The sequence below is a fragment of the Kribbella kalugense genome (assembly GCF_004365875.1).
Lineage (GTDB): Bacteria > Actinomycetota > Actinomycetes > Propionibacteriales > Kribbellaceae > Kribbella > Kribbella kalugense.
Genome location: NZ_SODF01000001.1, coordinates 583,173 through 605,175, shown reverse-complemented (window position 1 = coordinate 605,175; position 22,003 = coordinate 583,173). Strand labels below are relative to the sequence as shown.

18 protein-coding genes are annotated in these 22,003 nt (G+C 68.2%); 8 read left to right on the top strand and 10 right to left on the bottom strand.

Translation table 11 applies throughout. The features are described 5' to 3' along the window. Nucleotides 1–149 precede the first annotated feature (149 nt). The 3 genes from EV650_RS02885 (at nt 150) to EV650_RS02875 (ending at nt 1,588) form a co-directional block, all read left to right on the top strand. Nucleotides 150–899 (top strand): GNAT family N-acetyltransferase, encoded by a 750-nt coding sequence (locus EV650_RS02885; protein ID WP_238173993.1) that lies wholly within the window; start codon nt 150–152, stop codon nt 897–899. A 2-nt stretch (nt 900–901) separates the two neighbouring features. After that, nucleotides 902–1,126 carry a translation initiation factor IF-1 gene (gene infA, locus EV650_RS02880; protein ID WP_134115033.1) on the top strand — a complete coding sequence of 75 codons (225 nt, stop codon included), beginning with the start codon at nt 902–904 and terminating at the stop codon, nt 1,124–1,126. 126 nt (nt 1,127–1,252) lie between these two features. Then, on the top strand, nt 1,253–1,588 hold the full coding sequence (locus tag EV650_RS02875) for a hypothetical protein (RefSeq protein WP_134115030.1): 336 nt from the start codon (nt 1,253–1,255) through the stop codon (nt 1,586–1,588). Here the strand turns inward: EV650_RS02875 and EV650_RS02870 are convergent. Then, nucleotides 1,585–3,711: a transglycosylase domain-containing protein gene (locus tag EV650_RS02870; RefSeq protein ID WP_134115028.1), complete on the bottom strand. Its 2,127-nt coding sequence runs from the start codon at nt 3,709–3,711 to the stop codon at nt 1,585–1,587. The genes EV650_RS02875 and EV650_RS02870 overlap by 4 nt on opposite strands. 9 nt (nt 3,712–3,720) lie before the next feature. Continuing rightward, on the bottom strand, nt 3,721–9,240 hold the full coding sequence (locus tag EV650_RS02865) for an ATP-binding protein (protein WP_134115026.1): 5,520 nt from the start codon (nt 9,238–9,240) through the stop codon (nt 3,721–3,723). A gap of 197 nt (nt 9,241–9,437) precedes the next feature. Between EV650_RS02865 and EV650_RS02860 the strand changes: the two genes are divergently transcribed. Further along, nucleotides 9,438–10,799, top strand: a complete 1,362-nt coding sequence (locus tag EV650_RS02860; protein WP_134115024.1) for an FAD-binding oxidoreductase — start codon at nt 9,438–9,440, stop codon at nt 10,797–10,799. Here the strand turns inward: EV650_RS02860 and EV650_RS02855 are convergent. Beyond that, entirely contained in the window at nt 10,792–11,643 is an 852-nt protein-coding gene (locus EV650_RS02855) for an NAD-dependent epimerase/dehydratase family protein (RefSeq protein ID WP_134115022.1), read from the bottom strand. The two genes, EV650_RS02860 and EV650_RS02855, sit on opposite strands and share 8 nt — an antisense overlap. A gap of 23 nt (nt 11,644–11,666) precedes the next feature. Between EV650_RS02855 and EV650_RS02850 the strand changes: the two genes are divergently transcribed. Next, nucleotides 11,667–12,824, top strand: a complete 1,158-nt coding sequence (locus EV650_RS02850) for a pyridoxal phosphate-dependent aminotransferase (RefSeq protein WP_166677997.1) — start codon at nt 11,667–11,669, stop codon at nt 12,822–12,824. Here the strand turns inward: EV650_RS02850 and EV650_RS02845 are convergent. The 5 genes from EV650_RS02845 to EV650_RS02825 form a co-directional block, all read right to left on the bottom strand. Next, nucleotides 12,805–13,956: a DegT/DnrJ/EryC1/StrS family aminotransferase gene (locus EV650_RS02845; RefSeq protein WP_134115020.1), complete on the bottom strand. Its 1,152-nt coding sequence runs from the start codon at nt 13,954–13,956 to the stop codon at nt 12,805–12,807. The two genes, EV650_RS02850 and EV650_RS02845, sit on opposite strands and share 20 nt — an antisense overlap. Beyond that, the gene (locus EV650_RS02840) at nt 13,953–14,702 is read right to left on the bottom strand and encodes an amidohydrolase family protein (protein WP_134115018.1); all 750 of its coding nucleotides are present in this window, start codon (nt 14,700–14,702) and stop codon (nt 13,953–13,955) included. The genes EV650_RS02845 and EV650_RS02840 overlap by 4 nt, the downstream gene beginning before the upstream one ends. After that, nucleotides 14,699–15,370: an amidohydrolase family protein gene (locus tag EV650_RS02835; protein ID WP_134115016.1), complete on the bottom strand. Its 672-nt coding sequence runs from the start codon at nt 15,368–15,370 to the stop codon at nt 14,699–14,701. Before EV650_RS02835 ends, EV650_RS02840 begins: the two co-directional genes overlap by 4 nt. A gap of 4 nt (nt 15,371–15,374) precedes the next feature. Further along, nucleotides 15,375–16,625, bottom strand: coding sequence for an ABC transporter substrate-binding protein (locus EV650_RS02830; RefSeq protein ID WP_134115014.1), 1,251 nt, complete (start codon nt 16,623–16,625; stop codon nt 15,375–15,377). Between the two features lie 61 nt (nt 16,626–16,686). Next, nucleotides 16,687–17,421, bottom strand: coding sequence for a sugar phosphate isomerase/epimerase family protein (locus EV650_RS02825; protein ID WP_134115012.1), 735 nt, complete (start codon nt 17,419–17,421; stop codon nt 16,687–16,689). 24 nt (nt 17,422–17,445) lie between these two features. Here EV650_RS02825 and EV650_RS02820 point away from each other — a divergent pair, with 24 nt between their 5' ends. Next, nucleotides 17,446–18,186, top strand: a complete 741-nt coding sequence (locus EV650_RS02820; RefSeq protein ID WP_134115010.1) for an alanyl-tRNA editing protein — start codon at nt 17,446–17,448, stop codon at nt 18,184–18,186. Here the strand turns inward: EV650_RS02820 and EV650_RS02815 are convergent, their stop codons facing one another. Continuing rightward, nucleotides 18,187–18,573: a DUF5997 family protein gene (locus tag EV650_RS02815; RefSeq protein WP_134115008.1), complete on the bottom strand. Its 387-nt coding sequence runs from the start codon at nt 18,571–18,573 to the stop codon at nt 18,187–18,189. Nucleotides 18,574–18,621: 48 nt separating this feature from the next. Between EV650_RS02815 and EV650_RS02810 the strand changes: the two genes are divergently transcribed. Further along, nucleotides 18,622–19,323 carry a LysR family substrate-binding domain-containing protein gene (locus EV650_RS02810; RefSeq protein WP_238173992.1) on the top strand — a complete coding sequence of 234 codons (702 nt, stop codon included), beginning with the start codon at nt 18,622–18,624 and terminating at the stop codon, nt 19,321–19,323. Between the two features lie 82 nt (nt 19,324–19,405). After that, on the top strand, nt 19,406–19,924 hold the full coding sequence (locus EV650_RS02805; RefSeq protein WP_134115006.1) for a VOC family protein: 519 nt from the start codon (nt 19,406–19,408) through the stop codon (nt 19,922–19,924). A gap of 100 nt (nt 19,925–20,024) precedes the next feature. Here the strand turns inward: EV650_RS02805 and EV650_RS02800 are convergent, their stop codons facing one another. After that, the gene (locus tag EV650_RS02800) at nt 20,025–21,998 is read right to left on the bottom strand and encodes a GMC oxidoreductase (RefSeq protein WP_166677996.1); all 1,974 of its coding nucleotides are present in this window, start codon (nt 21,996–21,998) and stop codon (nt 20,025–20,027) included. Nucleotides 21,999–22,003: the final 5 nt, after the last annotated feature.

Below are 22,003 nucleotides of genomic sequence, written 5' to 3'. Positions count from 1 at the left end.
GGCCCCAATGAACGCATCAGCGCAGTGGGTGCTCCCCTTCCCGTGGTCACGGGCAGGCGATTGACGTAGGTGTCGTCGGGAGCGCCGCCAGAAGCTCCCGAAAGGAAACACCTATGAATCCTTTGCCTCACAAAGCGAGTCTCGGTGCCGTGACCATCTCCCGTGTCGCGGACAACCAGTGGCACGCGATCGAGAACGACCTGGTCGTCGGCCGCGGTCACGCTTCGCGCCGGCTCGACGGTCGGACCTTCCTCAGCATCGACACCTGGCGAGACGCCGTCTTCGACCGGCTCGCCGCCGCGATGCTGACCGACGCCGACCAGTCGACACCGCAGTACACGGTCGTCGACGAAACCGACCACGACCTCACAACCAACTGGGAACGCGCCGGGTTGACGACCTGGCGCCGCGAATCGGAGTTCGCCGTACCCACGGATCTCACCCCGACAGCTGCACCTAACGGAGTAGTCATCACGACCGCCCAAGAGGCTCCGCTGCGGGAGCTTGATCAGGCGATTCGTGCCGAGGTCGAGTCCAGCGTCGGCTGGCAGACGATGCCGGCGGAGGTGCTGCCCTGGCAGGGCGGGACCAGGCCGCTCGACCCGTCCAAGTACACGGTCGCAGTACGGGATGACCGGTACGTCGGACTTGTCCGGGTGGCGACGATGACCCGGCGCCCGCGCATCGGGCTGGTCGCAGTACTGGCCGACGAGCAACGACAAGGCATCGCCCGGGCTCTGCTGAGTCAGGTGCTGGCCAACCTGCACCGCTCCGGTTTCGAAGCGGCCACGGCGGAGATCGACGAGACCAACACGGCAGCGCTGGCGCTGTTCGAGGGCCTCGGCGCTCGTCGTACGGGCGGCATTCTGGAACTGATCAGCCGGCCGGGAAAGGCCTGACCATGCCCAGAACAGCAAACGGCATCGAGGTCGAAGGCACCGTCGTCGAGTGCCTCCGCAACGCGACCTTCCGGGTCGAACTCACCAACGGCCACAAGGTCCTCGCGCACATCAGCGGGAAGATCCGGAAGAACTACATCAAGATCGTCCTCGAGGACCGCGTCCTGGTGGAGCTCAGCCCCTACGACCTGAACCGGGGCCGCATCATCTTCCGCTACCGAAACTGACCTCCCCACCACCGATGACACCGCCCCTCGCCCGGCAGTCCCGGCTGCCGGGCGTGGCCCATCGCACACACCTTCCGTTGAGATCAAGACTAGAACATATGTTCGATCAGGCGCTAATCTGAAAACATGCTTGGTCGGTTCACGGTGCGCCCGTCCGACGACGGATCGAACAGATTCGGCGTCTGGGACGGTGCGGTCAACGGGTGGCGTGCAACTGGTATCGACGACGAGGTCAAGGCGCGTGAGTTGGCCTCCGACCTCGACGTGCAGTACGACGCTCACGGTCCCAGAGCGGCGGACGCCGTCCGCCACGTCGACCCGGCCCAGAAGGTCCAGCGAGCCACCTGGTCCACCGGTGAGCTCGACGTCTGGATCCGCGACAACGGCGAGTGGCTCGGCCGCGTCCGGGACAAGGACGGCGGCATCACCTGGGTCCCTGGCACCGACCTCCGGCCCCTCTAGCGGTTGGGCTTGGGCTTCGGCTTCGGTTTCTTGCCGTTGTCCGGCGGCGGCTTGGGGTTGGGATCGCCGATCATCTTGCGGGGCGGGGCCACGAAACGTACGACCGGAAGGCCGTGGACTGCGCCCTGCATGGCGGTCTCCCACAGCGGGCCGGCGGTGCCGGAGCCGGTCGGGTCGGCGATGTCTTGACCGTTCAGGTCGTGGCCGAACATCAGGTTCGTGTACGGCAGACTCGCGTCGGCCACGACCGCCGCGGCGGCGAGGTTCGGGGTGTAGCCGGCGAACCAGACGGCCAGGTTCTGCTGGATGGTGCCGGTCTTGCCGCCCATGTCGCGGGTCCCGAACCGCAGGTGGCCGCCGGTCCCGCCCGGCATCATCACAGCGCTCAGGACCCGGTTGACGCCGTCGGCGACCTGCCGCGGGATGGCCTGCTTGCAATTGATGCCGGGACCGGGGACCGGCCGTCCGGACTTGTCCCGGACGGACGTGACGACCAGCGGCGCGCAGTACTTCCCCCGCGCCGCGAACGTCGCGTACGCGTTCGACAGCATCAGCGGCGTCACGTACCCGACGCCCAGCGTCATCGACGCCACCTGGTCGAGCGGCCCGCCGGTCTGGGCGTTGTACATCCCGAGCTTGGCCGCGATCCTCGCGATCGGGCACAACCCGGTCCGCTGCGACAGCTGCAGGAAGTAGGTGTTGGTCGAGAACCGGGCCGCCTCGACCATCGTCAGGTCACCGCTGTGCGTCGAGTTCTTCGGCTGGTACGTCGGGTCGCGGGTGTACCCCGTACAGGTCCGGAACTTCTTGTTCCGCAGGTCGATCTGCTCCGGCGAGTTGATCCGGTAGTCCATCGGGATGCCCCTGGACAGCGCCGCCGCGATCGTGAACGCCTTCATCGTCGAGCCGTTCTGGAACCCGCCGAACCCGCCGGCGTACGACTTCTCGACGTTGTAGTTGTAGTTCGTGTGGTTGCGCCCGTTGCCGTACGGCTTGCTCTGCACCATCGCCTTGACCAGCCCGGTACCGGGCTGGACGACCGTGATCGCCGCGATCGCGGTGTCGGTGGTCTTGCTGTGCTGGTCGATCGAGGCCTGCGCGGCCGCCTGCATCCGCGGGTCGATCGAGGTCCGGATCAGCAGCCCGCCGGTCTTCAGGTAGTGGTCGCGGTCCTTCACGGTCGCGCCGAGCGCCGGGTTGGCCAGCAGCTTGGAGACCACGTAGTCGCAGTAGAACGGGTACCGCGAGTTGGCGCACCCGTTCGGCACCGGCTCGACGGCGGCCGGGTTGATCACCGGCGTCCGCAGCGCCTGGTTCGCCTGGTGCACCGTGATCACGCCGAGCTCGAGCATCCGCTTGATCACCACGTCGCGGCGGGCCTTGGACCGGACCGGGTCGTTGGTCGGGTCGTACCCGGTCGGGTTCTTCACCAGGCCGGCCAGCAGCGCCGCCTGCGGGAGCGTGAGCTTGTCGGCGGTGGTCCGGAAGTAGTGCTGGGCCGCGGCCTGGACGCCGTACGTGCCGTCGCCGAAGTTCGCCAGGTTCAGGTACCGCTCGAGGATCTCGTCCTTGGACAGCTGGTCCTCGATCGCGACGGCGTACCGCAGCTCGGTCAGCTTGCGCTGGTACGTGACCGCAGTCGCGTCCGCGCGTTCGGCCGCGGTCTTCGCCTTCTCGACCAGGCTCATCTTCACGTACTGCTGGGTGATGCTCGACCCGCCCTGCTGCACCTCGCCCTCGGTCTGGTTGCGCAGCATCGCCCGCAGCGTGCCCTTCAGATCGAGCGCGCCGTGCTCGTAGAACCGGGAGTCCTCGATCGCGACGATCGCCTTGCGCATGATCGGGCTGATCGAGCTGAGCGGCACCGGCACCCGGTTCTGCTCGTAGAGGGTGGCGATCAGGCTGCCGTCCGCGGCCAGGATCCGGCTGCGGACGGCGACCGGATCGACCACCAGCTCTTTCGGCAGGGTCTGGACGGTCTCGGCGACCTCGGCCGACCCGCGCCCGGCGAAACCGGCGAACGGCACCGCGAACCCCGCCGCGAGCGCGCCCGACAGCACACTCACGCCGAGGAAGGTGATCAACGAGCGAGCCCGACTGCGACCGCCCCTGCCGGTACGCATACCTCCAGGCTAGTCGAGTGATCGAACTCCCGGTACCCCGGAATTGATTGCCTCGATCAACTTTGGCCGCAATTCCCTTGCACTGATGACCGCATCGACCGATCCGACGTCGCGCGCCCGCTCGATACTGTGCACCCGATCGAACTCGGTCGCGACCTCGCCCAGTTTCTCTGCTCGTACGACGGTTCGCACGTCCGCAAGCTCCGTCGCCAGCGCCGCCCGCTCCGCTCCGGTGGCCTCGCCGACCCGCTCGGCCAGCAATGCGACCCGCGGATCCGCAGCCGTTCGCGCATCGACCTCACCCGCGAAAACAACCGCGGCTGCAGGCGCACCGCCGAGCACGGACGCGAACGATCCTTCGACCGCGAGCACCGTCATGGACGGATTCAGCGACTTCGAGAACACCACGAACGCGCCGCCGTGGTACCGCGAGACGACGCAGAAAACGATCGGTCCCCGGAAGTTCACGATCGCGCGGCCGATCTCGGCGCCGTACTCGAGCTGCAGGTTCCGCATCGAGTCCGGTGATCCGTCGAACCCGGACAGGTTCGCCAGCACCACCAGCGGACGGTTGCCGCTGGCCGAGTTGATCGCCCGGGCCACCTTCTTCGACGACCGCGGGAACAGCGTGCCGGCCGTGTAGGTGTCGGGGCCGTCGGTGGGAGGGAATCCGCGCCGCGGCACCGACTTGGACTCGATCCCGACCAGACAGACCGGGAACCCGCCGAGCCGCGCGTCCTGCACGACGGCGGTGTCGGCGTCGGCCATCCCGGCCCAGCGCTCCAGCACCGGGTGGTCCTGGTCGGTGACGGCCCGCATCAGCGTGCGGATGTCGAACGCCTTCTTCCGGTCCGGGTTCGTCGTAGTCGAGAAAATCTCACCAACCGTCTTGAAGTCGCTCCCGTCCACGTCGTGCGGGTACGGCGTGACGTCGCGATCGACCGGGTCCGACGTCACGGCCCGACGCGGACCGCTCTCCCCCGGTACGACGTACGTGTGGTCGTAGTGCGTCATCAGCACGTCCCGGGCAGCCTTCAGGTCGGGCGCCCAGTACTGCGCCTGGCCGTTCGGGCCCATCACCCGGTCGTAGCCGCCGATACCGAAGTTGTCCTCGGCCGAGACGCTGCCGGAGAAGTCCAGCGTCTGCTTGCCGGTCAGCACCATCGCGCTGTCCGGCGTCATCACCAGGATGCCCTTCGTGTGCATGAGCATCGTCGCCTCGGCGTTCCAGTACGGCTGCGCGCCGACGTTGATCCCCGCGACCACGACGTTGATCTCGCCGCCGTCCTGGGTGAACTCGACGATCCGCTTCAGCGCCTTGGCGACCCAGTCCATGTTCTCGGTGCCGGAGTCCATCGAGATCCGGGCGCCGGCGGACAGCGAGTACCACTCGACCGGCACTCTCATTTGCTCGGCCAGGTCAAGTGCCGCGATGATCCGCGAGCACTCCCCCTCCGCGACCGCGCCCAGCGCCATCGTCGGGTCGCCGCTCATAGCGACCCGGGTGACGCCCTCGGGGTACCGCTCGCTCGGTGTGGTGACGATGCCGACGATGATGCCGGCCTTGTTCAGACCCTTCGCTCGCTCGACCGGAACCAGGAAGCCGGCGTCGTCGAGGTCGTGCTCGACGAACGAGCCGCCCTGACCGGCGACCATCCCGCTGACCTCGTACGGGTAGATCGTGTTCCGCCGCCGCGATCGCTGCACCTTCTGGGCGTAGTCGTCGAGCGGCAGCAGCCGTCCGGTCGGCGGCTGCTCGATCGACACGACGACCCCGGCGCCGTGCTGGTAGTAGAACCGGGCCGCGACCGGGTTCGTCGTACCGTCCGGACCCGGGACCTGGCCCTGGACCAGGACCTCCTCGATCCCGGCGCCGGCGGTCAGCGGGGCGATGTTGCGCTGCAGCGCGGTCACCTCGTCGACCTGGGCCTCGACTACCGGCCAGATCTGCACCCAGACGTGGTTCATGTCGAGCTTGGCGCCGGCCGCGCCACGGGCAGATCGGGCGCGGCGGATCGCCTCGAGGCAGTTCGCGATCGCGCGCTCCGCGTGCGGCAGCGACGTGACCTGGCCGTCCTCGTCGCGGACTACGACGAACTGACGGACCTGAGCCAGTGCGACGAGCCGCCGGTCGGCCGGGTTGTCCCGCGCGACGCAGTAGTAGAGCAGCACGTCCTCGGGAGCGTCGAGGCGGGTGATCCGGAAGTCGCGCAGCCGCCACAGGTTCAGGCGGCGGCCGACCATCGGGTGTACGCCGCGGACGTTGTCGTCCTCGGTCATCGAGCCGCCGGCCGGGCGGTAGGTGAAGTAGGAGACCGGCCCGCCCTGTCCCGGTGCGACCGCCACCGAGAACCGGCGTACCCGCTGGGCGACCGGCAGGTCGGCGACCATCCGGCGGTACAGGTCGGAGGCGTCCTGCTGCGACTCAGGCAGGTCCGGGCCGTACAGGTAGAGCTCGACGACGGCCTCGTGGCCGGCCGGACGGGCGTCGACCTGTGCGGTCAGTGCGCGGGACAGACCGCTGTCCCGGTCGGCGAGCTCCGCTACCGTGCCGACCGTCGTGACGAGGTGGCTCGGACGGTCGTCGATGCTGTAGTCGGCGGTCGTGAACGGCCGCCCGTCGACCGCGAACTCGCGCAGGTCGTGCAGCTCGTACTCGCGGTAGTGCCGCCGGACGAGCACTTCGAGCATCGGCTCACGCTCGCCCCCGGCACCCTCCAGCCGCTGGGCCAGGAACCGGACGATGGGCTCCGGGATCGCGGCCAGCGCGTCGATCCGCTCCTGCCGGTCGGGCGCGTCCGGGTGTGCGGCCAGGTCGGCGACCTCGTCACCGACGCCGGCGATGATCGACGCTCGCTCGGCGTCGACCTGCGGCTGGTCGAACCAGCGGAACCGAACACTCCGGGCCAGGTCACCGACCACCGGGAACCGCAGCTGCGTGGCCAGCACCAGCCGGTCCAGCAGTTCGTGAACGGACTCGTCGAGCGGAGTCTCCGGCAGCGGCTCCGCGATCCACCGCTGCAGCACGGACGTCACCAGTACGACGTCCGGGTTCGAACGCAGCTGGGCCAGGAAGATGCGGAAGACCGCCTCCTCCAGCTCGGGACTCCGCTCCAGCCCGGTCACGCCGTAGTTGCTCAGCACCCGCGTCAGCCGAGACTGGAACTCGGCCGGCAGCCCACCGCGGTCCGGATCCAGGCTCTGCAGGTACGTGTAGAAGTACTCGCGCGGGCTGTGCACCCGATTCTCGATCGTGGTGTCCGTCCCGGCAGGCCGGTTCCGGCTCAGCTCGGCGAAGTCCGCGAAGACAGTCAGCAGCTCGATCTCAGCAGCCATCGGAGGCGCCGAAAGCTCGGCCCGAGCCGACAGGTAGTCGGCGAGCGTGCCGCCCTCGTCCTGCGGGTCGATGTCGAACCCGAGCAGCATGCTCCGGAGATCGTCCAGCCCACGCTCAACCCGCTCGGCCGCGGACTTCTCCCCCGACCCGTTCGGCAGATCCAGCTGTACGCCGTTCTGCACCGGAGTGGTCGCTTCGGGCTCGTCGGTCTCGTCCGCGACCGGCTCCAGCCGGAGCAACGGCGCCCCGGTCTCCACCTGGCTGCCAGTCGAGACCAGCAGCTCCTTCACGGTCGCCTTGAACGGCGCGTACAGCACCGTCTCCATCTTCATGCTCTCGAGCACGAGCACCGGCGCACCGGACTCGACCTCGGACCCGGTCTGCACCGGCGTCGCAACCACGAGTGCCGGCGCGGGCGAACGCAGTACGCCGCCCTCGTCCCGGCTGACGCGGTGGGTCACGCCGTCGACCTCGACCAGATGCACCGGGCCGTGGGTTGCCGTCACCAGGCGGAACCGCTGCCCGCCGACCACCAGCCGGCTCGTGTAGTCGTCCAGCCGCTCCAGATCGGCATCCACGACCTTGAGGTGATCGTTGCCGTTGCCAACGCCGACCCGGAACCGCTCCGGACCGATCCGCGCCACCGTCACCCGGTAGCTCGCACCGCGCAGCTTGAGGTCGATCGCGCGGCCGACCTCGTGCTGCACCTGCGGACGACCGCCGTGCGCGGTCTCCAGCAGACGCGTCCGCTCGACCCGCTCGGCGTCCTCGTACCCCTCGATCGCGGCCGCGACCAGCGCGATACCGGAGTGCCGGTGCGAGACCAGGCGGCCCTCGCCGCGGACCCGGTCGATCCAGCCGGTGTCCGCACTGCCGTCGATCACCTCGGGCTGGTCGAGCAGCTCGAGGATGAAGCTCTTGTTGGTCGCGCCGCCCTCGATCAGCACCGTGGTCGAGGCCATCGCCCGCCGCAGCCGGGCCAGCGCCTCGTCCCGGGTCCGGCCGTACCCGATGATCTTCGCGATCATCGAGTCGAAGTCGGCCGGGATGCCGTCGCCGGCGCTCACTCCGGTGTCCACCCGGATCCCGGGACCAGCGGGCAGATCGAGTACGGCGATCCGTCCGGGAGACGGCGCGAAGTCGCGGTCCGGGTCCTCGGCGTTCAGCCGGGCCTCGACGGCGTGCCCGCTCTCAACGGGCTTGGGGCCTTCCAACCGGCCACCGGAAGCGACGTACAACTGTGCCTTCACCAGGTCGAACCCGGTGGTCAGTTCGGTGATCGGGTGCTCGACCTGGAGGCGGGTGTTCACCTCGAGGAAGGCGAAGGACTTCTCGCCCGGGTGGTACAAGAACTCGACCGTCGCAGCACCCTTGTAGCCGACCGCGAGCGCCAGCCGTTCAGCAGAGGCCTTCAGGTCGTCGACCTGCGACGCGGACAGCAGCGGCGACGCCGACTCCTCGATCACCTTCTGGTTGCGACGCTGCACCGAGCAGTCCCGGACGCCAAGAGCCCAAGCGGTCCCCTGGCCGTCGGCGATCACCTGCACCTCGACGTGCCGCGCGCCGGTGACGAGCCGCTCCAGGAACACGACGCCGCTACCGAAGGCACGGGCAGCCTCGTCGCTGGTCCGCGCGTACGCGTCGGACAGCTCGTCGGCGGACCGAACCACCCGGATGCCGCGGCCACCGCCACCGGCCGTTGCCTTGAGCATCAATGGGTAACCGATCCGCTCGGCCGCCTCCAGCGCGGCGTCGAGCGACTCGACCGCACCCCGGCTCCACGGCGCGACCGGTACGCCGACCTCCTCGGCGATCAGCTTCGACCCGATCTTGTCGCCGAGCTTGCGCATCGCCTCGGCCGACGGACCGATGAAGGTCACGCCGATCCGGTCGCACAGCTCCGCGAATGCGGGGTCCTCGGCAACGAATCCCCAGCCGACCCAGGCCGCGTCGGCCCCGGTCTCCCGGAGTGCGCGTTCGAGGACAGCGAGATCCAAGTACGGCCGGGCCGAGGCCGGGCCGAGTGGGTAGGTGATGTCTGCCGCGCGCACGAAGGTCGAGGTCCGCTCGCCGTCGGTGAACAAGGCCACGGTCTCGATCGGGTCACCGCCTTCGGCGTTGACTTCCCGGACCGCGTTGATGAGCCGCATCGCGGCCTCACCACGGTTCACTATTGCGATACGCTTGAACATCGACCGCCTCCGTGTCTCACCCTGCCTTATGCAGTTGGGATCGCCACCTGCTGGCACAGGTTTTCAGCACATCACCGTTACCGTCGAGTCGGCCCCCCTTCCGAGCGTGTCCGAGCCTTTTCGGACCCGCTGAAAGCGCTGACCCCGGGGTGGGGAAAACTGCCCAGGCAAGGGTGGACTTCGGGAGGGGAAGCAACATGACGGAAGACTTGATCGCCCGGCTACGCAGCGCGGTCGCAGGTCCGGTTCTGGTAGCCGGCGACGACGGGTACGCCGAGGAGCTCTCCGGGTTCAACCTGGCGGTGACGCACACTCCGGAGATCGTGGTCGGGCTGACGTCCGAGGCCGACGCCGTGGCCGTGGTTCGAGCGGCTGCCGAGAGCGGTACGCCGGTTCGCGTGCTGGCGACCGGGCACGGGATCCCGAACCCGATCCAGGACGGGATCGTGGTGACGACGACGCGGATGACCGGTGTGATCGTGGACGCCGAGGACAAGGTGGCGCACATCCCCGCGGGCAGTCGATGGGGCGAAGTGATCTCGGCCGCCGCTCCGCATGGGCTGGCGCCGATCGCGGGCGCGTCCGACGCGGTCGGCTGCATCGGGTACACGCTCGGCGGTGGACTCGGGCCGCTCGCGCGGACCTACGGCTTCTCGTCCGACTGGGTGCGCGAGTTCCGGATCGTCACGGGCTCCGGCGAGGCCGTGACCGCGAACGTGACCGAGAACCAGGACCTGTTCTGGGCGTTGCGCGGCGGCAAGGGCGGCTTCGGCATCGTCACGTCGATGGACTTCGAGCTGGTCGAGCTCAGCACCCTGTACGGCGGGTCCGTGTTCTTCGACGCGGAGTACATCGCTCCCGTGCTGAGCACCTGGGTCGGCTGGACCAAGGACCTGCCGGAGAACGCGAACTCCTCGGTCGTGGTCCTGCGACTGCCCCCGCTCGAGTTCATCCCAGAACCGCTGCGCGGCAAGACCGTGATCAACGTCCGCTTCGCGTACGTCGGCGAAGCGGTCGCCGGGAAGAAGCTGTTCAGGTCGATCCGGGCAGCCGGTACGCCGTTGATCGACGCGCTCGGCGACATGCCGGCCAGCGATATCGCGTTGATCCACAACGACCCGAAGGACCCGACGCCGTCCTGGGACCGCGGCATGCTGCTGGAGGAGATCGATGCCGAGTTCGTGGCAGCGTTCCTCGACGCGGCCGGCCCGGATCAGCAGATTCCGTTGATCGCGGTCGAGATGCGGCATCTCGGTGGGGCGACGGAGCGCGACGTACCGGAAGGCACTGCGGTCGGTGGCCGGAGCGGGGCGTACACCTTGACGATGATCGGCGTACCGGATCCGAGCCTGTTCGGACAGGTGCTTCCGGCAACGGTCGACGGCATCCTGGCGAAGGTCGAGCCGTGGGTCAGCGCGGAGACCACGGTCAACTTCGCCGGCGGGTTCGCCCTGCCGGGTTCGTTCAAGGCGTCCTGGCCGGACGACACCTTCGCCCGGCTGGCCGGAGTACGGGCCGCCTACGACCCGAACAAGGTATTCCCCTACGGACCTAGCTAGTCCTCCATGAGTACTCCGGTTCGTAGCCGAGCAGGCGACGGGCCTTGTCGATCGAGAGCAGCGTCTCGTTCGGGCCGAACGGCCGCTTCACCGGTACGCCGGGAAACACCTCGGCGAGCAGCTCCTCGTTGGGCCGTGACATGACCGTGTCGGCATTGGCGACGATGAAGACGTCCGTGCCGGTCACGTCGTACTCGAGCGCCTTGCGGACCGCTTGTGCGCCGTCGCGGGCGTCGATGTAACCCCAAAGGTTCCATTTGCGCGCCTGCGCGTCGGCGTCGAACGACGGGAAGCGCGCGTAATCCTCGGGGTACATCACGTTCGAGAAGCGCAGCCCGATCAGCTTGAGGTCCGGATGCCATCGGCACAGTTGCCGGGCCAGCTCCTCCTCGAGCGTCTTCACCAGCGAATACGTGCTGTTCGGCCGCGGCGGGTAGTCCTCGTCCACCGGCACGTACGGCGGGAACTCGTCGAACGGCAGCCCGAGCACGGTCTCACTCGACGCCCACACGACGTTCCGAACCCCAGCCCTGAGCGCCGCGGACAACACGTTGTAGGTGGCGGTGATGTTGTTGTGGAACGTCGCCGCGTTCGTCCGCAGCCCCGGCGCCGGAATCGCAGCCAGATGGACGACCGCATCAACACCGTCATGCCGATCGTCGATGCCCGCGATCGCTTCGTAGGTTTGGCCGAAATCGGTCAGGTCCAGCCGCGTCGACGTCACATCCGCCCGCGCCGGCGCCGCCTGGTCGAGCGCGACGACGTCCCAGCCGTGCTCCGTCAGGTGGTCGACCACCGCTCGGCCGAGTTTGCCGCTGCTCCCGGTCACCGCAACTCGTGTCATGCGTTCAGACTAGGGTGAGGGGTGTGAAGCTTGCTGGGCGGATGGGACGGCTTGGGACCGAGTCGGCGTTCGAGGTGCTGGCGAAGGCGAAGGCCTTGGAGGCGCAGGGTCGGGAGATCGTGCACCTCGAGATCGGTGAGCCGGACTTCGATACACCGCCTCACGTGATCGAGGCCGCGCAGCAGGCGCTCGACAAGGGCTTCACGCACTACGTTCCGGCGCCGGGCATCCCGGAGCTGCGGACCTCGGTCGCGGACTTCCTCGAGCGGACCGACCGGATGCGGACAACGCCGGATCGGGTGCTGATCACGCCGGGCGCGAAGCCGATCATGTTCTTTACGATCCTGGCGCTCTGCGAGGAGGGCGACGAGGTCCTCTACCCGGATCCGGGCTTCCCGATGTACGCCTCGATCGCCGCCTTCGCCGGCGCCAAGCCGGTCCCGATTCCGCTCCGCGAAGAGAACGAGTTCGTCATCGACCCGGACGAACTGCGCTCGCTGGTCACCGACCGGACGAAGCTGCTGATCCTCAACTCACCGCACAACCCGTGCGGCAGCGCCTCCACTCCCGAGCAGCTACAGGCGATCGCCGAGATCGCGATCGAGCACGATCTCGTCGTACTCAGCGACGAGGTCTACTGGGCACTCCGGTACGACGGTCGGCACCACAGCGTGCTGGATTTCGACGGAATGGCCGAGCGGACCGTGCTGCTCGACGGCTGGTCGAAAACGTTCGCGATGACCGGGTGGCGGCTGGGCTTCGGCGTGTTCCCGGAGCCGCTGGTCGAGCCGGTGACCCGGCTGATGATCAACTCGGTGTCGTGTACGTCGGCCTTCAGCCAGTACGCCGCGATCGCAGCACTCGAAGGTCCGTGGGACGACGTCGACCGCATGCTCGAAGCGTTCCGCGAACGGCGCGACGTGATCGTCTCCGGGCTCAACGCCGTACCGGGTGTGTCGTGTGTCGAGCCGGGCGGCGCGTTCTATGCGTTCCCGAACATCAGCGAGCTCGGCCAGTCCGCGGCGACTCTCGCCGACCGCCTTCTCGACGAGGCAGGCGTCGCTTGCCTTCCCGGTACGTCGTTCGGCGAGTACGGCGAGAACCATCTGCGCTTCTCGTACGCCAACTCGGTCGAGAACATCCATCACGCACTCGACGCGTTCACTGCACTCGTGAGCTGAACGCCTTCCGAACCTTCGCGGCCGCCGTGACGATGTCGGCGAGTGCCGACTCATCGGACATCAGCATGCTCTGCCTGATCCACACGACCGAGTCCGCGGCCGCCTCGGCCACCGGGCAAGGCAGCAACTCCGTGTACGCCGAGAGCGCGCTCTCCCGTGACAGCGAGCGGTAACCAGCGTCGAGCGGGATCCCTTCGGCAGCCATCGCCGCGATGAAGTCGGCCTTGCTCCGACCACCGAACGCCTCATACCGCAGCAATGCCAGGTGATGGCTGCTCCGGGTCGTCCCGGCCGGTTCCGCGAGTACCTCAAGGGGCAGCTCGCGGCGTAGGTACTCGACGGCCCGCCGCCGCGTCTCAAGCTGCTCATCGAGTACGCCGAGCTGCGGCAGGAGGACGGCCGCCTGGAACTCCGTCATCCGCAGGTTCCACCCGACGTCCGGGTGCTCGTACCAGCCGCCGTCGATGCTCCGGCCGACGTTGTGCAACGCCCAGAGCCGCCGATACACGGCCTCGTCGTCCGTCACCACCAGCCCGCCTTCGCCGGCCGTCATCGCCTTGCTGGACTGGAAACTGAAGCACGCCGCATCGCCCAACGTCCCCACCGGACGGCCATGCCACGTCGCTCCATGCGCTTGCGCGGCATCCTCCACGATCGGTACGCCGAACCCCTTCAACGCATCGACGTCCGCTGGGGCACCGGCCAGATGCACCGGCATGATCGCCTTCGTGCGTGGGCCGATCAGCCGTTCTACAGCAGCCGGATCGAGATGCAACGTTGCAGGCGTGACGTCGGCGATCACCGGGCGCGCACCGGCGAGGATGACCGAGGTCGCACTGGCGACGAACGTGTAGGCGGGCACGATCACCTCGTCGTCGCGGCCGACTCCGAGCGCCCGGAGCGCTAGGAACAGCGCGACCGTCCCGTTCACGACCGAAACGCCGTACGGCGCTCCGATGGACGCAGCGAACGCCTTGGTGAACTCGCCGACCTTCGTACCTGAGGTCGCTCCCCATGCGCCGCTGTCGAGCACTTCGAGGAGGAGTTCGCGTTGCTCCGGGGTCGCGGGCGGCGGCCAGGACGGCCAGCCCTCCGTGCGTACCGGCGTACCGCCGTCGATTGCGAGGGTCATCGGCGTGCCTCCAGGAGTCTCGTCATCGTGCCGAACAGCAACTGATCGCGGTCGGCCGCAGAGATCGGCGCGAGCTGCACCCGGCCGAGCCCGACGCGCAGATCCAGGAACAACGCATCAGAGCCGAACGCCATCCGGTCCGCACCAACAGTCTCGACCAACCAAGCCAAATGGCGTGCGGTCATCCGGGAACCGCAGAGTTCGAGCGTCACGTTCGGATGCTGTACGGCGACCTCGGCCGCGGCCGGGAATCCCGCCGGGAAGAGCCCGGCATGTCCCATCAGCAACTCGACCGACGGATGCCGCGCGGCGACCGTCGCGAACCGATCCGGACCACACCACGGCGATCCGAACATCCCGTGCGCGAGCACGATGCAGTCATGCTCGGCGGCAAGCTCGAACGCCCGCTGATATCCCGGACCGTCCAGCGGATGTTCGTGCGTGTCCGGGTGCAGCTTCAGCCCGATCACTCCAGGCATCGCGAGCAGGTCGGCGGTCCGTTCCGCCGCCTCCGGGTCGTGCGGATCGTAGACGGCGTACCCGAGGAAACGGCCGGGAAAACGCTCTATTTCCTTCAATAGCAAGGCGTTCCCGGCTCGTGCGTCCGGGCCGATCGCCAGCAGATGCGAGACGCACATCGTCGTCACACCGCAGCTGTCCATCACCCGGACCAGGCTCTCGGTCGAGCTGTCCGGGATCGCGAACGCGAACCACGATCCGAGATGCCCGTGCGCGTCGATGATCATCCGAGCAGCTCCAGAACGTTGCCGCCAGCAATCAGCTCGACGTCGGCCGCGGGCAGCTCCAGATGATCGAGCTGGAACCGCGGTCCGGCGTCGTCGGTCACCGGCGCGCCTGTGCCGAATAGGACCCGGTGAGCGCCGTACCGCTCGGCGATCCACTCGACGTGCAGATGACCGCACAGCGTCGAGGTGTCCACGCGCACCTCGGGATGGACGTCCATGAGATCGGCGAGCTCGCGTAGAGAGCGGTATCCGGTGTTGATCAGCACGATCCGCAACGCCGGCACCTCGGTCGCGAGCCGATGGATCTCCCCCAGGTTCTCCAGCGTGAGCAACACCGACGTACCGCACTCTGACAGTTCCCGCGCCGCCGCGAGCCCGTGCGGACCGGTCAATGGAAACCGATGCTCAGTCGGACACATCCGCACCAGCTTCGCGGACGCGGTCGACCCCAGCGGTCCGGGTACGACGACCGGCACGCGGATCAACCGTGGATCGGCCGGCAGCGCGGCCGCCGCGGTCGGGTTGTAGTACAGATCGTGGGAGTGCACGACACAGGCCGCGTCGATCGCCAGCCGGTCGAGTTCGCCCAGCAGTCCCGGCGCGTCATTGCTCGGTACGTCGCCTGTCGGCACCGGACCCACGATCCGGTTGACGTCGATCACTCGCATCCGGTCAGCGCTGTCTGGACAGCAGTTCGTTGGACTGCTTGGCCGCGTCGTCCAGCGCCTGCTGCGGCGCCTTCTTGCCGGTCAGCACTGCCTGGATCTCGACCCCGAGCAACGCCATCACCTGCCGGGCCGCCGGGTTGACCTCCCCGGAGAACGCGTACTGCAAGGACTCCTCGAACTTCTTCGACTGGTCGTCGTTCGCCGGCACCGGCGCGTCGGTCCGCGGTGAGAGGAAGTTCGACGCCATCCCGAGGCTGACGACCTGCTTCGGCTGCGTCATGAAGCTCAGGAACTTCTCCGCCGCGTCGACGTTCTTCGAACCGGCGTTCACCGAGAGCCCACCAGGCAGACCGAATCCAACGCGCTTCTTGCCCTGCAGCGGTACGCCGACCATCACGTTCGCAGCACCCCAGCTCTTCGTCACCGTCTTCGCGTCGACCAGCGTGTTGGTGAACCCCATCGCGACCTGCTGCTTGCCGAGCGCCTGGTCGGCGACCACATTGGCGTTGCTCAAGGCACTCTTCGGGATCGCGCCCTCGTCGTACAAAGTCTTGAGAAACGTGAGCGCATCGAGACCCGGCGCCTCGTTGAACGCCACCTTCTTGCCGTCCGAGGAGAAGACCGAACCGCCGGCCTGCCACAGCAGCGGGTAGAAGCTGAGGTTGAGCGAGGCCTCCGGCGAGGCAGAGTAGTCCAGCGTCGCCACGCCCGCCTGCTTGAGCTTCGGCGCGGCCGCCTTGATCTCGTCCCAGGTCTCCGGCGGCTTCGTGATCCCGGCCTTGGCGAGCAGCTTCTTGTTGTAGATCGTCGTTGTCACGGTGTGATAGATCGGCGCGGCGTACAGCTTGCCGTCGACGGTCAGCGCGTCCAGCGCACCCGGCAGGAACTTCGCCTTGTCCGCCTCGAGCACCTTGTCGACCGGCTCGAGCGAACCACTCGTGACGAACTGCGGGATCTGATCCGGACCGAGCAGCAGCACGTCCGGACCCTTGCCGCCGGAGAACGCGGTGGCGAGCTTCTGGTCGCGGTTCGCCCACGGCTGCTGCTCGATCCGCAGGTCGATGTTCGTATTGGCCGCCTCGAAGTCCTTCTCGATCTGGCCCCAGTACGCCGACCCTGTCTGCTCGTCGGCGATCACCGGGTACATCCACACCGTCACGACCGCCTTGGACGACGACGCACCCGAACCCCCGCACGCACTCACGGCTGCCACCGCCAGCAGGGCGAACGCCCTCACGAATCGGCTGATCTTCATCGGACCTCCCTTTACGGCCATGACCGAAAATACAGGAGTCATCCCTGCCGACGTCAACCACTTAGACGAAAAGCGAAGCCAGATATTCGTGGCTTTCCCGCAGCGCGGTCATCAGGTCGGTGTCGCAGCGATCCAGCTCGACGATGTGCCAGGCCACCGCCGGGTTCGCGGCCAGGATCGCCGGGATGTCGAGGCTGCCCTGACCGACAGCCACCATCGCTCCCGCAGGATCTCCGTCCTTCACATGCAGGAAGCGGACCCTCTCACCGAGCTCGCGGGTCACCACAGCGGGGTCAACACCGGCCGCGGCCGCCCAATAGATATCGAGCTCCACCAGGACGTCCGGGCTGAGCCTGTCCAGCAGAACGTCGTACGCGCGCCGCCCATCAGGCAACCGGTCGAACTCGGCCGAGTGGTTGTGATACGCGATCCGCATCCGATACGCCTGAGCGTTCATCGCCGCGTCGTTCACTCGCTCCACCCCACGCGCGATGCTGTCCTCGGTGGCGAACTCCTCCGGCTCGAGACTCCACGCGAGCACGGGCGCGCCGAGTTCACTCTGCTCATCGAGGACTCGTCGCGCCTCCGGTCCCGACGGGAACGGCGCATGCGAGCTGCACAATTCGAGGCCGAGATCCTTGAGCAACCGGCGTACGGCGGATGGCTTCGACCCATGCAGTCCGTACGCCTCAACGCCGTCGTACCCGATCTCACTGAGCTGCCGCAGCACCCCCGGGAAGTCCTCCTCGGCCAACGCGAACACCGACCAGAGCTGCACCGCGACCGGACGCTTCATGCCCGCACTCTACGATCGGAAGACATGAGCGACGCGAGCAGTCAGCACGGGCATACGCATCGGGTGGATCTCGAGGATGCGTCGGTGCGGGAGTGGGATGCGACGGTTGTCGGCGTGGATCCGGAGCGCGGGATCGTGCTCGACCGGTCCGCGTTCTATCCGGGCGGTGGCGGGCAGCCACCGGACCAGGGCGTGTTGTTGTGGGGCGGCGTACGGACGCGGATCGCGGGGACGGTCCGGGGTGACGAGCTGTACCTCGTGCCCGAGGAGGGTGATCCGGTGCCGCCGGTCGGTACGGCGGTGCGGGGTGCGCTCGACGACGAACGGCGTACTGCGCTGATGCGGACGCACTCCGGGCTGCACGTGCTGACCGGCGTCGTGTTCCGCGACTACGGTGCGCTCGTGACGGGCGGGAACATGGAACCGCTCACCGCCCGGATGGACTTCGACCTCTCCGAAGTACCGCCGGACTTCAAGGACCGCGTCGCCGAGGCGGTCAACGCCGAGATCCGCACCGACCGCCGGATCACGGTCAGCAACCTGCCGCGCGACGAGGCGTTCGCGATCCCCGACATCATCCGCACCGCGACCAACCTGCTCCCGCCCGACATCGAGATCGTCCGGATCGTCGACATCGCCGGCCTCGACACGCAGGCCGACGGCGGCACCCACGTCGCGTCGACCGCGCTGATCGGCCGGATGGACGTAGTCAAGATGGAAAGCAAGGGGCGCGGCTTCCGCCGCCTTCGCGTCCGCTTCAGCTGACTACTTGGCGGACTTCTTCTTCAGCTCGGCCTCTTGGCGGCGTACTTCGGCCTGGGTGGCGCGCTCGTGCTCGAGCCAGTCCGGGTTGTCGTCCCGGATAGCGTCGATCTCGTCGCTGGTCAGTGCCTCGGTGATGCCAGCGCGGGCCAGGCCGCTGATCGAGACACCGAGCCTGGCGGCTACCACTGAACGCGGGTGCGGTCCCTTCCGGCGGAGCTCCTGCAGCCACTCCGGCGGGTCCGCCTGCAGCGCGTTCAGCTCGTCGCGCGACACGACGCCCTCCTGGAACTCCGCCGGAGTGGCCGGGAGGTACACGTCCAGCTTCTTCGCCGCCGTCGCCGGCTTCATCGTCTGCGAAGTCTTCTGGGGTGTCTTGCGCGCTGTCATGGCAGCAGCGTAGTCGGTGCCCCCGTCACGCCGGGTAACCTGACGGGCGTGACCGGATTCCGGCTGGGCTACGTTCCCGGCGTGACCCCCGCGAAATGGGCGCGGATCTGGGCCGAGCGCCTCCCCCGGGTCCCGCTCGAACTCATCCAGGTCACCGCCGCCGAAGCGCCCGACCTGGTACGACGGTCCGAGGTCGACACTGCCCTGCTCCGGCTACCGATCGACCGCGACGGGCTGCACGCGATCCCGCTGTACGTCGAGCAGACGGTGGTCGTGGTCCCGAAGGATCATCTGGTCACGGCGGCCGACGAAGTCACTGTCGACGACCTTGCCGACGAGCTGATGCTGCATCCGCAGGACGACGTACTCGATTGGGATCGACCGCCTGGTCGGTTGATCGACGAGCGTCCGCCGACTACGACGGAAGCGGTCGCCTTGGTTGCCATGGGCACCGGGTTGCTCGTCGTACCGCAGTCGCTGGCCAGGCTGCACCACCGCAAGGACCTGACCTACCGGCCGCTCACCGACGCGCCGGAGTCGCAGGTCGCGCTCGTCTGGCCGGAGGGCGAGCCGTCTAACCTGATGGAGCAGTTCATCGGCATCGTCCGCGGCCGGACGGCCAACAGCACCCGCGGCACGGCTCCAACGCCCGAGAAGAAGCCGGATAAGAAGCCCGCCAAGAAGACGCCGGTCAAGAAGACCGGAAAGCAGCCTCCGACCGGCAGGCGCAAGCCGACACGTCGACGCTAGCTCGGCGCCGCTAGCTCGCTCGGCGAACCGGGCTGGCGCGGCGGACCTGGTACCAGGTTGAGTCCTCAACTACCATCGCAGTATGGCGATCTTCCGGTTGAACCACGCGGTCCTGTACGTGCGCGACGTCGCGGCGAGCGTCGCGTTCTACCGAGACGTCCTCGGCTTCGGCTACACCGAGGGCGGCGACACGATCCCGGGCGCGGCGTTCCTCCGGGCACCTGGGTCGAGCAACGACCACGACCTCGGGCTGTTCCAGATCGGCTCGCAGGCCGGGCCGTCCGGCGCCGGCCGCAGCACGGTCGGGCTCTACCACCTCGCCTGGGAGGTCGACACGCTCGGTGACCTCGAGGAGCTGGCGACCGCGCTGACCGACAACGACGCACTCGTCGGCGCCTCGGACCACGGGACGACGAAGTCGCTCTACGGCAAGGACCCCGACGGCCTCGAGTTCGAGGTGGTCTGGATCATCCCCGCCGACCTGCTCACCGATGCCGACCGCAACAAGACCGGCATCACCCGACTCGACCTCGCCGCCGAGATCGCGAAGTACGGCCGCGAAGCCCGCAGCGGCGTCGGCATCTCCCGCGTCCTGGGCTGACCTGGACGCACAGAAGAACAGGTAGTACACCCGCAATACACCGTACGCACTGACACGGACACGCTCAGGTGTACTACCCAGCGCCGGACACCTCCTGTCCTTAGGTACAGAGGTGGGTGGCGATCCGCAGTGAGTTGGCGAGGACTGTCAGGACCGGGTTGACGCCGCCGTTAGTGACGTGGAGCGAGGCGTCGGCGATCCAGACGTTGTCGTGGCCCCAGACTCGGCCGTACGGGTCGGTGACCGAGCTGGCCGGGTCGTTGCCCATGCGGCAGCTCCCGGCCTGATGTTGTCCGCTGCTCGCCCGGCCCAACGTCCCGACGCCGCCGACCGCCGTACGGACCGCGCCTGCCTCCTCGAGCCAGGCCTTGGCCTTGGCGCTCATGAAGGCTTGGGCCCGAACGTCCTCCGGATGGATCGAGCCGCTGATCTCCACGACCGGATTGCCGAACCGGTCGACCACCGACGGATCAACGCGTACGCGTGACTCCGCCGACGAGACCTCCTGGATCGGCCCGACCACCCGCAGCATCCGCCGCGCCTCACGCCGCATCGCCTGCTTGCCCGCCGCACCGGCCGGTGGGATCAGCCCGGCACCGGTCAGATAGTCGTACGTCGCAGCCGGCGTCGGGACGAACTCGTTGGCCAGCATCCCGCCGCCCACGATCCCGTCGTTCCCATGCCGGAAGTCGCAGGTCGCGATCGACGCGCCCGGCCCAACCAGATCGGCCACCTCGTCATCGAACAGTCCGACCGCACCGGCGTACACATGTGCCTGCAGGTGCCTGCCGACCTGATCCTGGTTATTGCCGAGCCCCTGCGGCTCGCCGTCGTGGGCGCTGTTCAGCAACAGTCGCGGCGTCTCAGAGGCGCCTGCGGCAACCACCACCTCCCCGCAGGAGATGGTCCGTCGCCACCCATCGCTCGCGACGAGCGCGACACCGGTGACGCGGCCGGCGGAGTCGGTGACGAGTCGCTCGGCCGTCGTCTCGGTGACCAGCGTGCAGTTCCCGGTCGCGAGCGCGACCGGCAAGGCGGTGTTGTGCGTGCCGCTCTTCGCGTCGACCGGACAGGCGAACCCGACACACTGCCCGCATCGAACGCAGCCGGCTCGGCCTTGATAGTCGACCGAGTTGATCAGCAGCGGTACGTCGAGAGTCCCCCAACCCAACCGCTCAGCGGCCGCCGCCAACCGATCAGCCGGCCCGGTCCGCGGCAGCGGTGGCATCGGCAGCGGGATCGACCGCGCGTCATGCCACGGATCCACGCCGCCACCACTCACCCCGAACCGCTGCTCGGCCAGCGAGTAGTACGGCTCCAAGTCGTCGTACGAAATCGGCCAGTCGGCCAACGCGCTCCCCTCAGGTACGCCGTACGTCGTGGCCATCCTGAAGTCGCGTGGCACGAACCGCCACGCCTGCGCGCCGTACACCCGCGTCCCGCCGCCGACCGTGAACGCGTTGTTCCCCCACCCACCATCCGGCGGCAACACCTCACGCCGTACGCCGTCCACCACTGAGACCCGCGGCCGACCGGCCGGATCCGGATCCGTGACCGCCGGCAACCCGGACACCGACCGCGGATTCCGCAAGTGATCACGGCTCAACGAGTCCGTCGTCGGATACCGACCCAGCTCCACGACCAGCACCGACCGACCCGACTCGGCCAGCACCTGAGCCGCCGCTCCCCCACCGGCCCCCGACCCGACCACCACACAGTCGTACCGATCCGCCAACCCCGACCGCGGCGTCACCACCAACTCGGCCTGCACGGACTCAAACGACCCAGTCCGCCACCCCACCATCCCCCAGGCCGCCGAATCCGCGTAATACCCCTGAGCCACCAATCGAACCAGCCACGCGCCATCCCCGTCAGCCAGCACCTCCTCGAGCCCGGCCCCCGCCGCAACCTCCAACGCCCGAGACACCCGCCCGCCCCAGTCCGGCCGATCCTCAGCCAGCACCCGCTCAACAAACTCCACCACCCCGGCCTCCGCCGACGGATACTCATCCGCAGGCACCGCCAACTCCGCCAACCGCTCAAGCACGATCCGTTGCTGTTCAGACAAAGGCACGGCCA

Bases quoted from the DNA above. Each gene is read 5' to 3' on its own strand.
- infA (WP_134115033.1), top strand. From the start codon at position 902: ATGCCCAGAACAGCAAACGGCATCGAGGTCGAAGGCACCGTCGTCGAG.
- EV650_RS02875 (WP_134115030.1), top strand. From the start codon at position 1,253: ATGCTTGGTCGGTTCACGGTGCGCCCGTCCGACGACGGATCGAACAGA.
- EV650_RS02870 (WP_134115028.1), bottom strand. From the start codon at position 3,711: ATGCGTACCGGCAGGGGCGGTCGCAGTCGGGCTCGCTCGTTGATCACC.
- EV650_RS02865 (WP_134115026.1), bottom strand. From the start codon at position 9,240: ATGTTCAAGCGTATCGCAATAGTGAACCGTGGTGAGGCCGCGATGCGG.
- EV650_RS02860 (WP_134115024.1), top strand. From the start codon at position 9,438: ATGACGGAAGACTTGATCGCCCGGCTACGCAGCGCGGTCGCAGGTCCG.
- EV650_RS02855 (WP_134115022.1), bottom strand. From the start codon at position 11,643: ATGACACGAGTTGCGGTGACCGGGAGCAGCGGCAAACTCGGCCGAGCG.
- EV650_RS02845 (WP_134115020.1), bottom strand. From the start codon at position 13,956: ATGACCCTCGCAATCGACGGCGGTACGCCGGTACGCACGGAGGGCTGG.
- EV650_RS02840 (WP_134115018.1), bottom strand. From the start codon at position 14,702: ATGATCATCGACGCGCACGGGCATCTCGGATCGTGGTTCGCGTTCGCG.
- EV650_RS02835 (WP_134115016.1), bottom strand. From the start codon at position 15,370: ATGCGAGTGATCGACGTCAACCGGATCGTGGGTCCGGTGCCGACAGGC.
- EV650_RS02830 (WP_134115014.1), bottom strand. From the start codon at position 16,625: ATGAAGATCAGCCGATTCGTGAGGGCGTTCGCCCTGCTGGCGGTGGCA.
- EV650_RS02825 (WP_134115012.1), bottom strand. From the start codon at position 17,421: ATGAAGCGTCCGGTCGCGGTGCAGCTCTGGTCGGTGTTCGCGTTGGCC.
- EV650_RS02820 (WP_134115010.1), top strand. From the start codon at position 17,446: ATGAGCGACGCGAGCAGTCAGCACGGGCATACGCATCGGGTGGATCTC.
- EV650_RS02815 (WP_134115008.1), bottom strand. From the start codon at position 18,573: ATGACAGCGCGCAAGACACCCCAGAAGACTTCGCAGACGATGAAGCCG.
- EV650_RS02805 (WP_134115006.1), top strand. From the start codon at position 19,406: ATGGCGATCTTCCGGTTGAACCACGCGGTCCTGTACGTGCGCGACGTC.